Origin of the sequence: Kitasatospora saccharophila (assembly GCF_039529925.1) — a bacterium.
Lineage (GTDB): Bacteria > Actinomycetota > Actinomycetes > Streptomycetales > Streptomycetaceae > Kitasatospora > Kitasatospora saccharophila.
The window spans coordinates 43,385-55,577 of sequence record NZ_BAAANS010000016.1; the positions used below are offsets into that span (position 1 = coordinate 43,385).

The 12,193-nt window shown below is 72.7% G+C and carries 11 protein-coding genes and 1 pseudogene; 2 read left to right on the plus strand and 10 right to left on the minus strand.

The window, feature by feature from the left end; translation table 11 throughout:
• Positions 1-86: 86 nt before the first annotated feature.
• From ABD345_RS13965 to ABD345_RS13990, 6 genes are all read right to left on the minus strand, one after another.
• Positions 87-305, minus strand: a complete 219-nt coding sequence (locus ABD345_RS13965; protein ID WP_344552346.1) for an MbtH family protein — start codon at positions 303-305, stop codon at positions 87-89.
• Between the two features lie 693 nt (positions 306-998).
• Positions 999-1,442: an ATP-binding protein gene (locus ABD345_RS13970; RefSeq protein WP_344552348.1), complete on the minus strand. Its 444-nt coding sequence runs from the start codon at positions 1,440-1,442 to the stop codon at positions 999-1,001.
• A gap of 122 nt (positions 1,443-1,564) precedes the next feature.
• Positions 1,565-1,966 (minus strand): STAS domain-containing protein, encoded by a 402-nt coding sequence (locus tag ABD345_RS13975; protein WP_344552349.1) that lies wholly within the window; start codon positions 1,964-1,966, stop codon positions 1,565-1,567.
• Between the two features lie 76 nt (positions 1,967-2,042).
• Entirely contained in the window at positions 2,043-2,933 is an 891-nt protein-coding gene (locus ABD345_RS13980) for a SigB/SigF/SigG family RNA polymerase sigma factor (protein WP_344552350.1), read from the minus strand.
• A 235-nt stretch (positions 2,934-3,168) separates the two neighbouring features.
• Positions 3,169-3,519 carry a PRC-barrel domain-containing protein gene (locus ABD345_RS13985; protein WP_344552351.1) on the minus strand — a complete coding sequence of 117 codons (351 nt, stop codon included), beginning with the start codon at positions 3,517-3,519 and terminating at the stop codon, positions 3,169-3,171.
• Positions 3,520-4,029: 510 nt separating this feature from the next.
• On the minus strand, positions 4,030-4,302 hold the full coding sequence (locus ABD345_RS13990) for a GlsB/YeaQ/YmgE family stress response membrane protein (RefSeq protein WP_344552353.1): 273 nt from the start codon (positions 4,300-4,302) through the stop codon (positions 4,030-4,032).
• A 403-nt stretch (positions 4,303-4,705) separates the two neighbouring features.
• Between ABD345_RS13990 and ABD345_RS13995 the strand changes: the two are divergent.
• Positions 4,706-4,954: pseudogene (locus ABD345_RS13995) on the plus strand (WhiB family transcriptional regulator); the annotation flags it as partial.
• A 162-nt stretch (positions 4,955-5,116) separates the two neighbouring features.
• Here the strand turns inward: ABD345_RS13995 and ABD345_RS14000 are convergent.
• From ABD345_RS14000 to ABD345_RS14015, 4 genes are all read right to left on the minus strand, one after another.
• On the minus strand, positions 5,117-6,133 hold the full coding sequence (locus ABD345_RS14000; protein ID WP_344552354.1) for a hypothetical protein: 1,017 nt from the start codon (positions 6,131-6,133) through the stop codon (positions 5,117-5,119).
• Between the two features lie 54 nt (positions 6,134-6,187).
• Entirely contained in the window at positions 6,188-8,179 is a 1,992-nt protein-coding gene (locus ABD345_RS14005) for a hypothetical protein (protein WP_344552355.1), read from the minus strand.
• Positions 8,180-8,481: 302 nt separating this feature from the next.
• Positions 8,482-9,966 carry an FAD-binding protein gene (locus tag ABD345_RS14010; protein ID WP_344552356.1) on the minus strand — a complete coding sequence of 495 codons (1,485 nt, stop codon included), beginning with the start codon at positions 9,964-9,966 and terminating at the stop codon, positions 8,482-8,484.
• Positions 9,967-10,301: 335 nt separating this feature from the next.
• Positions 10,302-11,123: an AfsR/SARP family transcriptional regulator gene (locus ABD345_RS14015; protein ID WP_344552357.1), complete on the minus strand. Its 822-nt coding sequence runs from the start codon at positions 11,121-11,123 to the stop codon at positions 10,302-10,304.
• A gap of 288 nt (positions 11,124-11,411) precedes the next feature.
• Here ABD345_RS14015 and ABD345_RS14020 point away from each other — a divergent pair, with 288 nt between their 5' ends.
• On the plus strand, positions 11,412-12,182 hold the full coding sequence (locus ABD345_RS14020) for a ScbR family autoregulator-binding transcription factor (protein ID WP_344552358.1): 771 nt from the start codon (positions 11,412-11,414) through the stop codon (positions 12,180-12,182).
• Positions 12,183-12,193: the final 11 nt, after the last annotated feature.

Here is a 12,193-nt window from a genome sequence, read left to right on the forward strand (position 1 = left end):
GGGTGCCGCGGAACGCGGCACCCGGCCCGGGCCGGCCGATCCGGTGCGCACGGGGGCAATCCCCCCGTGCGGCCGACCGGAGGGGGTCAGCCGGTGCCGGACTCCATCGCGGCGACCAGGCCGGCCGGGCGCATGTCGGTCCAGACCCGTTCGATCACGTCCACGCACTCCTGCCGGGACCCCTCTTCGCCCACCTGCTCCCAGCCCCCCGGGACGTCCAGGTGAGCGGGCCAGAGGGAGTACTGCGCCTCGGAGTTCACCAGCACGAGGAAGCGCCCGAATTCGTCGTCGAAAGGATTGCTCACGTTTCCCACCCCTAGTCGATTGTCGGCCCGGTGCGATGTCGGCCCGGTGCGACCGCTGAACGACATTCCGGAGGCACCGTCGCGGCGCCCCGAATTCCCCCGCCCCCGATCCGGCCGTCCCGCCCCCTCGCGGGTGTCGGTGCGACGGCCGCACGGCGGTAAACCGCCAGGCGCACGGCTACCCCCGTAAAACATAACTATTCCTATCACGTTGTCGGGTTCATTGCGGTCGCGATCGGCAGCCCCTCCGTGATCTTGACGTAATCATTCAAATGAGCGAATGAGAAAAGTCCTTTGTCATATGCCGATTCGCTCGCCAGTGCGTACCCCTGTCCGTTTACCGCCGTTTTCTGCGATTGCGTCCCGGCTCGTTCCGGCCGCCCACCGGCGCTCCCCGCCTCACCTCCGAGCGCCCCCGCACACCAGACGTGCTCCCGTGCGCCTGCCGCACGCCCCGCCCCGACCCCCACCGTTCTCGACGTGCGCCGCCGGACGATCCAGGGGCCGGCACCACGAGCACCCCTCCGGAACCCGCCCGGTGATGGGAAGGAGAAACCCGCGTCGGTGGCCAGGGCGCGCGGCTCGACGCAAGGGCAGGGCGGATGCCGGCGCTCCTCGTGGCCCCCCACGGGCGCGACGCGGGATTCGCCATCACCGAGGAGACGGCCCCCGGGGGTCAACCGGGATGGCCGGTCAGGAGTGCGGGGCGTCGATCTCGGCCCAGACGGTCTTGCCGGAGGGGTGGGGTGTGCTGCCCCACCGGTCGGAGATCGTACGCACGAGGTGGAGACCGTGGCCGCCGGGCGTGCTGGGCTGGTGCGGTTCGCGCGGTACGGGTGCGGTCCGGGAGGTGTCGGTGACCTCGACGCGCAGGCGGGTGTCGGTGGCGTGGAGGACGAGGTCCTGGGGACCGCCGGCGTGCAGCACGGCGTTGGCGACGAGTTCGGCGACCAGCAGGACGATGTCGTCGGCGCCGGGCCACGACCAGTCGGCCAGGGCACCGCGCGTGAACTCCCGCGCGCGGGTGACCGGCTTGTGCTGCCTGGCCATGGCCAGGCGCCGTCGCTGGCCGCCCGGCGGCAGCGTCAGCACGGTGACGAGCAGGCTGTCGTCGAGGGCCTGCCGGGCAGTGATCATTCGGTCGGCCCTTCGAGTTGGCGGTCCTTGCCGCTTCGCCTGCCCGCTGCACTGCGACTGATTCGGCTGATTCGGCGGGGCCGGGTGCTGCGCCCGGGCCCGGTAGGACGCTGAAGTCACGGTCACGGCAGCTCGGCGATCGCGGCTTGGACGGTGGGGCGGACGTCGAAAGCGGCGGCGGCTCCGGTGATCTCCAGCAGCCGCTCCACGGGTTGCGACACCGCCGCCAGCCGCAGCACGGCACCGGTGGCGAGGGCGTCCGCGCGCGCCACGAGCAGCATGTTCAGCCCCGAGGAGTCGCAGAACGCCACCTGGGCCAGGTCGACGACGACGAGGCGGTTGCCGCGGAGCACCCGGGTGAGGGCCTTCTTGGCGGGTGCCAGCGATTCGATGTCCAGGTCTCCGGCGATCCGGCAGACGACGACGCCGTCACCGCCGGACCGCACGTCGATGCCGACACCGCCCTCCAGCGCGACGGCGTCCGCCCGGGCGGACGTGACGTGGTCGTGCGACTGCATTCTCATACCCTCTCACCGTGCGGGTGGCGTCCAACGGGCGGGCGTTGGACGCCGATCGTCCTGCTCCGCGGGCCGATCTGCCTCAAGCCGCTTCGAGTCCCTGGCGCAGCTTCGCGAGTGCGCGGGAGAGGAGGCGGGAGACGTGCATCTGGGACAGGCCGAGGCGTTCGCCGATCTGGGACTGCGTCAGATCCTCGGTGAAGCGCATCGACAGGATCAGGCGGTCGCGCTCCGGCAGGGCGGCGATCAGGGGCTGGAGCGAGACCAGGTCCTCGACCATGCCCAGGCGCTCGTCGGTGCCGCCGATCTTGGCGGCGAGTGAGCCCGGGCCGTCGTCGTCCGGTCCGGCCGGTACGTCGAGGGAGTCGGTGCTGTGCGCGTTCGCGGCCTGAAGGCCCTCGATGACCTCTTCCTGCGCCATCCCCAGGTACGCGGACAGCTCGGCCACCGTCGGAGCCCGGTCGAGGGTCTGCGACAGGGCGTCCTGGGCCTTGCCGAGGGTCAGGCGCAGTTCCTGGAGGCGTCGGGGGACGTGGACGGCCCAGGTGGTGTCACGGAAGTGCCGGCGCAGCTCCCCGAGGATGGTGGGGATGGCGAAGGTGGTGAACTCCAGGCCGCGCTCGGTCTCGAAGCGGTCGATGGCCTTGATCAGTCCGACCGCGCCGACCTGCATCAGGTCCTCGGTGCTCTCCCGGTGCGAGCCGAAGCGGCGCAGGGCGAAGCGGACGAGGGAGAGGTTGAGCTCCACCAGGGAGGCCCGCACGTAGGAGTACTCCCGGGTGCCCTCCTCCAGGCCGGCCAGGCGCACCAGCAGCACCCGGGTCAGGTCCCGGGCGTCGGTCGGCGCGACCTCTGTCAGATCGCCGAGTTCCGCCAGTTCCGGCGCGATCTCCCGAGGGCCGCGCGGCGGTGCGATGGGCGCGTGGCCGCTCACCGGGGCGGGTGCTGCTACCAGGAGCTGGTCTCTCGTCACGGTCGTTTCCTTCCCACAGCGGCACGGTCCGCCCCTGTCTACCCCCTCGCAACGTGCGCATGCCTTCTGAATTGCGCGGCGGGCGCGTGCAGGCTTGGCCTGCAGGACGGCGGCGTGCCCGCCCCGGCCCTCACGGCCCCACGGGCCGAGCGTCGGGTGACGGGTGACGGGTGTGGGGAACGCTCGGGCCCCGCGTCCGAGGACGCGGGGCCCGGGTGGCCCTGGTGGCGGCGGGTCAGACGGCGGTACCGCCGTAGTAGCCGCCGACCTGGTTGCGGTAGGCCGGGTCGTCGGCGTGCTTGTCCTTGTCGTACTCCGGGGAGTTCTTCACCTCGTCCTGGGTGCGGTCGACCCACACCGTCTTCTCCGCGTCGTCGACCCGGGTGATGGTGCCGGCCGGGAGCAGCACCTCGCGGCCGAAGATCCACGGGCCGGTGTCGACCACGACGTAGCCCGCGCCGACGTCCACGGTGTGCTTGTCGACCTTCCCGATGTGCCCGTCCGTCGCCTCGACCCGGTACCCCGTCAGGTCCGAGCCCGCAGCGTAGCCCTCGGCACCCTCGTAGCCCCACATCGCCTCAGTCATGCGCCGCCTCCTCGTTCTCGCGTGTCTCGTTCTCCGTACGACGGGCCGCCTGCCCCGGTATCGCGAGGCCATGCCACCGAGCACTACGAGCGCGCATCACGATCTTGCCCAGCTTCGCTGGTGGGGCATGGGCCGGCCTGGCCGAGCGGTCGCCGGGGCTGGCTTCGACTCCGGTCAGACGTGCCGGCAGGCTCGGCCGCTGGCAGGTGGTGCCTGCTGCCCGGGATGCCGCGGCCGACCGGCGACGGACCAACAATGGTCCGATGACGCAGCCGGGAACGAGCATGAATCCTGTCCGGCTGGCCGAACGAGTGGCCGGAGGATTTCCGGGAGGGGATTTCGAGATCTCCGCTTTCACGGGAATCCTGGTCGAGGCGGGGCTCTGCCACTCTTGTTCCGCCTCTGCGGTCAGCCCGGCCGCACTCGTCCGCAGCCGGCGCACTTGGCCGGAGACGCGCGGTGAGGCCGACCCCCGGCGCCGGGGGTCGGCCTCACGGGCACGCGGATCGTTCAGGCGCGGCTGTGCCGGCTCCCGGCGACGAGGCGGTAGACCACCAGCAGGATGAGCGAGCCGACGATGGCCGCGATCCAGGTGGAGAGGTCGAAGAAGCCGTCGATGGAGTCGACACCGAAGATGACCTTGCCGAGCCAGCCTCCGAGCAGGCCGCCCGCGATGCCGATGAGCATCGTGACGATGATGCCGCCCGGGTCCTTGCCCGGCATCAGGGCCTTGGCGATGGCGCCGGCGATCAGACCGATCAGGATCCAGGCGAGGATGCTCATCCGCTTCTCCTACTTCTGTGAGCGTTGTCGTGGACGGCATTCGCATGCGCCAGTGCGGAAAACTTAAACATCGAACTTCCCTGATCCTCCGTCAGGGTTCCGGCCGGTCCCGGGAGACGGCCGTTCCGGAGGCCCGCGTGATCCACCGGAAGCGAAAAAGGCAGACGGTGCGCATTTTCGCTCCGGCGGGGAGAAGAAGGGACCCGTCACGGGAATCCGCCCAGGAGGACCGGCTCGATCAGACGGAGGATGACTCATGGCCGCCGACCGCAGCACCGCCAAGCCCACTACCTCCTCCGGCCTCCCCGGCCGCACCGAGCCGGCTGCCCCGAGCCCGTCGGCAGCGCCCCGGCCCCCGGCGGCCGCCTCCCCGACACGACCCGCGCCCCCCGACCGGGGCTCGGACTGGCGCCAGCGCGCCGCGTGCACGCGAGAAGACCCGGAACTGTTCTTCCCCGTCGGCAACTCCGGTGCCGCCCTGCGTCAGACCGAACGCGCCAAGGCCGTCTGCCGCGGCTGCCCCGTCACCCGGCAGTGCCTGCGGTGGGCGCTGGAGAACAAGCAGGAGACGGGAGTCTGGGGCGCCACCGGTGAAGAGGAGCGTCGCGCCATGAGCCGCCGCGCCCGCCAGCGGGCCCGCCACCCGAACTGACCCGCGCTTCGGCCGCTCGGCCCTGACCGCCCCGGCGGGACGGGACGAGGCACGACCGGGCCGGCCGAAGCCGAGGCCACCGGACAGGGCAGATTGCGGTGGCCGGTACACCGGACACGTACGGGGGCTGCCGTCCGTCGTGTCTGGGCCGGGGGCGGGGCGTCAGAGCGGTAGCGAGAGGAGCGTGTAGCCGCCGATGTCGATGTCGTCGCAGACCTGGGTGAGGCGGTGGAGCACGGCGGCGGTGCCGGTGCCTCCGAGCGGAGCGGTCAGTTCGACGGTGGCGGTTCCGGCGGCGGGGAGGTCGACCTCGGCGACCGGTCGGCCGAAGTCGTGGCCGGGTGCCCGGCGTCGACGCAGGCCGTCGAGGACCGCGTCCGGGTATCCGCCGCAGCGGGCGTCGGCGTCGACGGCGGCGTCACCGATCCACAGGTCCTGGCCCGGTTCCCGTGCGGTGACCTCGGCGCCCAGGGCGGCGAGCGGCTCGGCCAGGACCGGGTCGTCGACGTGGAGCAGGGTGTCGGCCGGGGAGAGCGGCAGGCCGAAGCCGGGCAGCCGTTCGAACCCGGTGATCTGGAAGGTGCGCACGCACAGGGTCGTCCGGGCGTCCTCGCCGAAGGGGTTGGCCAGGGTGAGGACGATCCGCTGCGTTTCGCCCTGCGGCGACAGCACGGTGACGTTGCGCTGGCCCACGTGCCGGTCCAGGTCGGGCCGGAAGGTGCTGGTCAGCGGGTCCGACAGCGAGGCGATCTCGACCACCAGGCATTCGTGGCCGCCGTTGACGAACACCGGGGTCCAGGGCGTCGTGCAGGTCAGCGTCTCGGCGAGGCCCGCGGCGATCGGCGTGCGCTCCGAGGTGCCGATGAAGGTCGCCTGCTGGGGCGTCAGACCGGCGGACGGGTCCGCCCACCAGAACTGGGCGCGTACGCCGGGGGCGGCCGCGTGGCCGAGGTTCTGCGCGGTGACCGACACCGTCACGGGGTCGCCGGCCCGCACCCTCCCCCAGGTGTCGGCGGGTGCCACCGCGATGTCCGGGCTGGCGTAGTAGACGGCGCCGGCGGGCAGGGGCCGTGTCCCCTGGTCGCCGGGGGCGGCCCGCACGACGAGCCACGGGGTGTAGGTCGGCGGTGGTCCCTCGCCCTGGGGGCGGCGGGGCGTGTCATCGGCGGGCGGTGTCATGGTGGGCCTCCCTTCGCGTTCCCTGGCGTCGTTCCCGGCGGTCGTTCCCGGTGGTCATTCCCGGACGACGGGGCCGGGGTGGCCGGCCGCGTCCTGGAACACCCAGGTCGGCCAGCCGATGCCGCGGTCCCCGTCGAGGTCCCAGTCGAGGAGCTGGGTCGTGGGGCTGCCGATCAGGGCGACCGCGACGTCGACGGCGTTGCCGAAGGCGCCTTGCGGGCTGCCGTTCGCTTCGGCGCGCTGCATCCGCAGCTGCCACTCGGCGGCGTCGAGGACGGTGGGCTTGCCGCCGGCGGGCGCGGCGAGCGGGTTGTTCTGGGTGGACGGGAACCGCGGTACGGCGCCGGGTCCGGCGTCGGTGAAGGTGAAGCCGTCCACGAAGTGCAGCGGCCACCACGGGCCCTCCGGGTAGGACATCTGCACGGGGCGTTCGAGCGGCTCGGTCGGGTACTTCGGCCAGTTGCTCTCGTCCGGCGCGACGGGGGTCCACAGCGCGGCGGGGTAGCCGTCCCCCTCCTGCGCGGACGGGCTGCGGCAGGTGCCGAGCGCGGAGTCCGGCGGGACGATGGTGCCCCAGGTCTGGAACTGGATCTCGTTGTGGGCGAGTTGCACCGCGTACGGCGGTCCGAGCCCGCTCGTGCTGAGCAGGTCGTGGAACGCGTTCTCCAGGCGGGCGAGGAAGGAGTCCGTCCAGCCTGCCTGGCAGCGCAGGTTCTCCCAGCCGGGGTCGGTGGCGTCGTCCAGCAGTTCGACCGCCGCCCAGATCAGCGCCGCCGCCGCGGCCAGTCCGGCCAGCAGGTACTCCGCCACGGCGAGGATCGCCGCCGCGATCGCGCTCGCGATCTCCGGGACGGACGGGTCGGGCTGGGTGACCGGCGGCTGCGGGACGGACGTGCCGCCGACGACCACGCTGCCGTCCACCTCGACCCAGTCGGGGCGGTCGCCGCAGGCGTCCGGCTCCTGGATCCGGTGGGGCGGCGTCGAGCCGAGCAGCGCCGCCGAGCTCGTGATCCAGGTGGTCAGCCAGGTCATCGCGTACGCGCCGTCGAGGCCGGGCCCGTCGACGCCCGGCGAGGGCGGGTCGCCGACCGCGTCGTGGTAGCTGTCCAGCCAGAGCGTCAGGAGTTCGGGCGGCAGGAAGCCGGTGAGGGGGACGCCGTCGCGGACGGCGTTCAGCACGAGGTCGGGGGTGATCCCCCCGATGGCGAACCGGTCCTGCAGTTCGGACCCGGCGATGTCGTCCCAGGTGCCGCACGGCGGGAGCGGCACCCGGCCGCCGGTGCCGGCCGGGAAGACGATCTCCTGGCCCGCGGCGCGCACCCGTTCCCTGGTGCGGTAGTAGCCCCACACCCAGGCGTCCACGTGGTGCGACACCCAGCGGTGGCGCCACCAGTGGGTCCGGTACGGCGACCCGACCACCCCGTTGACGAACGGGTTCCCGCACAGCGCCCCGGCGTACCCCGCGGTGGCGCCCAGGCCGAAGGCCCGGATCCGCGGGTCGCCCGAGGCGGCGGCCTTCTCCCGCAGCGCGTGCCAGAACGTCCCGGTGCGGTGGGCGTGCACGGTGTCGCGCGGCACCCAGGTGCCGGCCGGCCGGGCCTTGGGGCGCGGCCGGGTCTTGAGGATCGCGTCCTTCAGCGTGGACCTCAGGCCGCTGATCGAGGCGAACTGCCCCTGCAGGGCGGTCACCACGTCGGGCAGCCCCCGCAGGTCGTCCTTCATCGCCAGGAGCGCGAGTTGGTCCTTGTCGCGCACGGCCTGCTCGAAGCGGCCGAGCACGTCCTTCAGCGTGCGGAGGTTCGCCGCCATGCCCGGGGTGCCGGGGGTTCCCGCGAGCAGCCCGAGGACCGGCGCCCACACCCCGGACATCGGCGCGCTGCCGCCGGCGACCGCTGGATGGGTCGGCAGGAAGTCCCCGAGCACCGGGCCGAGCGCGCCGAGGCGGAAGAACGGCAGATCGGCGTCGTCCGGCACCGGGCCACCGCCGGAGCGGAGGGAGTCGAGCACGAGATCTGCAACCGTCAGCTGCGTGGGCACGCCGGTCACGACGCTTCACCTCTTCACGGGAAGCCGACGGCGGCCACAGGCGCTGGCGTCGCGTCATGCTCCACCGCAGGCCGTACGAGCGCGGTACTTCCACCGTGCCCCCGCCCTCACGCGGACGCAATCGGGGCGTTCGCGCAGCCGACCGGTCACGGTCCGCGGGCGCGGGTCGGGTGGACCTCGGGGCCCGGTCCTCCACCGGGGCGAACGCGCTCGGGGGCGCTGCCTCCCTCCGGGGCCGGGAGCCGGAGGACCGCCCCGCCGGGGTGGGGGGCGGGGCGGTCCTGCGGGTCGTGGGCTCGGTCTCAGAAGATTCCGGGGCCGGGGTTGAGGACGTGGCGGGGGTCGTAGCGTTCCTTCGCGCGCCGGAATTCGGGCCACGCTGCGCCGTAGTGGGCGATCCAGTCGGCCTTGGTGAAGGCGAGCGCGCCGATGGGGTAGCGCGAGCCGCCGACGGTGCGGGCCTTGCGGTAGAGCTCCGCGTTGCGCTGGAGCCGGTCGGTGGCGAACGCCGGGTCGGGGCCGGGGGCGGCGGAGTTGTCGAGGATGTCGAACAGGTACATCCACGGGGTGGAGTCCGCCCGGGGTTCCCGGAAGGCGGGGTGGTCGACGCCGTTGCGCTTCGCGGGGATGACCAGGAGCAGGGAGCCGGGCGCGTAGTCGTGGGGGTCGAGTTCGGCGAGCGCGTCCTGCGTGAACCGCTCGATCTCCGAGGCGCCGAACCAGACGTCGAACCAGGGCTTGACCAGGTGGTCGTAGTCCAGGGCGGCGTCCATCTGGGCGACCAGCCGGTTGACCTGGTTGACCCAGTCCGGGTAGCTCAGGTCGAAGGCCGTGGCGGCGGACGGGGGCTGGCTGAGGCCGCGCAGCAGGTGCTCGCCGTCGGGCGGGGAGCCGGGCGTGACGGGCACGCTGATGATGAGTTGTCCCACGAAGGAAGTCGCGGCCGGGGCCCAGGTGAGGTAGGCGCCGAGGACCTCTCCGCGTTCGGTGAGGGTGCGCAGGTCGCCGACGGCCCCGTCGCCGGTCGGGTAGGTGAACTGGTACGTCCTCATCTCGGGCTGCGCCGGCACCAGGTCGAGCTTGGCGCGCACGATGATGCCGCACTGCCCGAGGCCGCCGAGCGCGGCCTTGAAGAGGTCCGCGTGCCGGTCGGCGGAGCAGACCAGGACCTCGCCCCGCCCGGTGACGACCTCCAGTTCCTGGACGTGGTCGATCTGCAGGCCGCGGGATCCGGCGCCCGGGGAGGCGCCGCCGACCGAGAGCGTGCCGGCGATGGTGAGTTCGGTGTAGCCGGTGAACAGCGGCGGGGTGAGTCCCCGGGCGAACGCGGCGGTCATCAGCTCCGTCCACAGCACGCCGCCGTCGACGTCGGCTCCCTGCGGGCCGATCCGGTGGATGCGTTTGAGCGCGCGCATCTCGATGACCAGGCCGTTGTCGTTGAGCGACTGCCCGTAGGTGGTGTGGCCCTCCCCGCGCGCCGACACCTTGATGCCGCGGTCCGCGCAGAACCTGACCATCTTGGCGATGTCGCCGACGGACCCGGGCCGCAGGACCGCGCCCGGCGTGCGGGTCACGATGTGCCCCTGGTCGATGCTGTCAGCGGCTCTGCTGGCGGCGTCGAGGAGGATCTCACCGTCCAGGCGGGGCAGCCGGTCGAACGGGCCGGCGGCGGCGTCGGCCACCCAGGTCGCGGCGGTCGCGCTGAAGCCGACCGCCGCGACGCCGAGCGTCGCCCCCCTGACGAGCGCGCGGCGTGACAGCCCCTGCGCGCGGGTTTCCTTCTCCAATGCTTCCCCCTCGGTTCCGGTCGCACGGACGGGTCGTGAGGATGCGGTCGGGAGCGAGCGGGCAGCGTGCCGTACCGGGCTCAGGACGTCCGTGCGGTGATCGAATCGAGCTGGAGGCTAGCACCGACTCGCGGGGTTCGTACATGCGCTGACAGATCGTTCGATTTCGAACGGGCATGATCTCCTCGGCGTTGTTTGAGCACAGACAACAACGCGGAGTGAGAGCCCCGCCCGCGATTCCGTGCACGACCGGAGAAGGACGCCACCGTCCCGCGGTACCGCCGCGGCCTGCGGCTGCGGGGCGCGGAAAGCCTCGACCAGCGGGGCGGGGCGGGTCAGCCCTGTCGGCTGAGCTGCTCGGCGGCTCCGGCGGGGACGTGGTGGAGCGTGAGTGCGGGGGCGGCGGCCAGGATCGAGCGCTGCAGCCGCCGCAGGGCGACGGACGGTTCGGCGCCGAGTTCCCGGTGCAGTGCGTTGCGCAGGCGCCGGTAGACCTCCAGGGCTTCGCCGCGCCGGCCGGAGCGGTGGAGGGCGAGCATGAACTGGCCGTGCAGGTTCTCGTGGGTGCGGTGCCGCAGGACGAGCACGGTGAGTTCCGCGAGCAGTTCGCGGTGCCGGCCGAGCCTGAGGTCGGCTTCGATCCGCCGGTCGAGCGCGTACAGCCGGATCTCCTCCAGGCGGCGGCGGTGCGTCTCCAGTTGCGGGCCGGTCTGCACGTCGGCGAGGGCGGCGCCGGTCCACAGGGCGAGCGCGCCGCGCAGTTCGCGGGCGGCGCCGGAGTGGTCGCCGACGTCCATGGCCCGGTGGCCGCGGGCGGTCCGGTGCTCGAACTCGCGCACGTCGCTGCGGCCGCCCGCGAGGTCGAGCAGGTAGCCGCCGGGCAGGGTGGTCAGCACGTCCTTGGCGGTGCGGGGGCCTCCGGCGGGCAGGGCGGCCTCGATGAGTTCGCGCAGTTGCAGGACGTAGGTCTGCAGCGTGGTGCGGGCGCTGCGGGGCGGGGTCCTCCCCCACAGCTCCTCGAACAGGGACGCCACCGGCACCACCTGGTTGGCGTGCAGGGCCAGCAGGGCCAGGACCTGGCGGGTCTTGGGCGCGGTGGGCGTCACCGGCGTTCCGTGTTCCCTGACGTCCAGCGCGCCCAGAACAGCGATGTCCACGTCGTCTCCTGTACGTACGTGAGTGGTGGCCGGTCAGGTTTCGCACGGTTCGTTCGCGCCTTCCGTCCTGACCGGGCATCAGTAGAAAACGGGACGGGCGGTTTGTCAATGATGAATGCTTGGCTCCGCTTCACCCTCCGCCCTGGTTAGGGAAGTTGACGGGTCGTGGCTTCGCGGGTCGGAGCACGGAGGCCCTGTCGGTCGGCTCGCCCTGCGCTTTAGGATACGAACTGAGCGGTTTTTTTAATCGACATCGGCCTGTCCACAACAGCAGGTCGAGGAGGCACAGTGGCGACACAAGACAGGGCCACCCGCACCCGCAGGACCATCCTGCGGGCCGCGGCACAGGTCTTCGAGGAGCGCGGTTACCAGGCGTCGACGATCTCCGAGATCCTCGCCGCCGCAGGGGTGACCAAGGGGGCGCTCTACTTCCACTTCCAGTCCAAGGAGGAACTGGCACGCGGCGTGCTCGCCGAGCAGGACATGCGGATCGTCATCCCCCGACGCCCTTGCCGGACGCAGGAGTTGGTGGACATGTGTTTCACCCACACCCATCTGCTGCAGACCGATCCGATGGTCCGGGCCGGCGTGCGCCTCTCGCTGGACCAGCAGGCCACCGGGATAGACCGGGCCTCGGCGTTCCGCAGCTGGCGCGCGATCGTCACGGACGTGCTCGAACAGGCGCGGGCGCAGGGCGAGTTGCTGCCCCACGTGCTGCCCGGGGAGACCGCGACGGTACTGGTCGGGGCGTTCGGCGGCGTGCAGCAGATGTCCCAGGCGATGACCGACTACCAGGACCTGGCCGATCAGATCGCCGCGCTGCTGCGGCACCTCCTGCCCAACGTGGTGCTGCCCTCGGTGCTGGCCGCGCTGGACCTGGCCCCGGACCGCGGTGCGCGGGTGCACGCCGAGCTCGCGGCCGTACCGGTGGGCGGAGCGGTGGAGGGACCGGCGGGCGGTCCCGGCGCTGCGGGCGGGCCGGCGAGCGGGCCGGCGGGCGGAGCGGCGAGCGGGCCGGCGGGCGGAGCGGCGGAGGTCCGGCCCGTCGGGGTGGGGTGACCGACCGCGCG

What these genes read in the sequence shown, in the direction of transcription:
- ABD345_RS13970 (WP_344552348.1), bottom strand. Translation starts at nt 1,442, where the DNA reads ATGATCACTGCCCGGCAGGCCCTCGACGACAGCCTGCTCGTCACCGTG.
- ABD345_RS13975 (WP_344552349.1), bottom strand. Translation starts at nt 1,966, where the DNA reads ATGAGAATGCAGTCGCACGACCACGTCACGTCCGCCCGGGCGGACGCC.
- ABD345_RS13985 (WP_344552351.1), bottom strand. Translation starts at nt 3,519, where the DNA reads ATGACTGAGGCGATGTGGGGCTACGAGGGTGCCGAGGGCTACGCTGCG.
- ABD345_RS13990 (WP_344552353.1), bottom strand. Translation starts at nt 4,302, where the DNA reads ATGAGCATCCTCGCCTGGATCCTGATCGGTCTGATCGCCGGCGCCATC.
- ABD345_RS14000 (WP_344552354.1), bottom strand. Translation starts at nt 6,133, where the DNA reads ATGACACCGCCCGCCGATGACACGCCCCGCCGCCCCCAGGGCGAGGGA.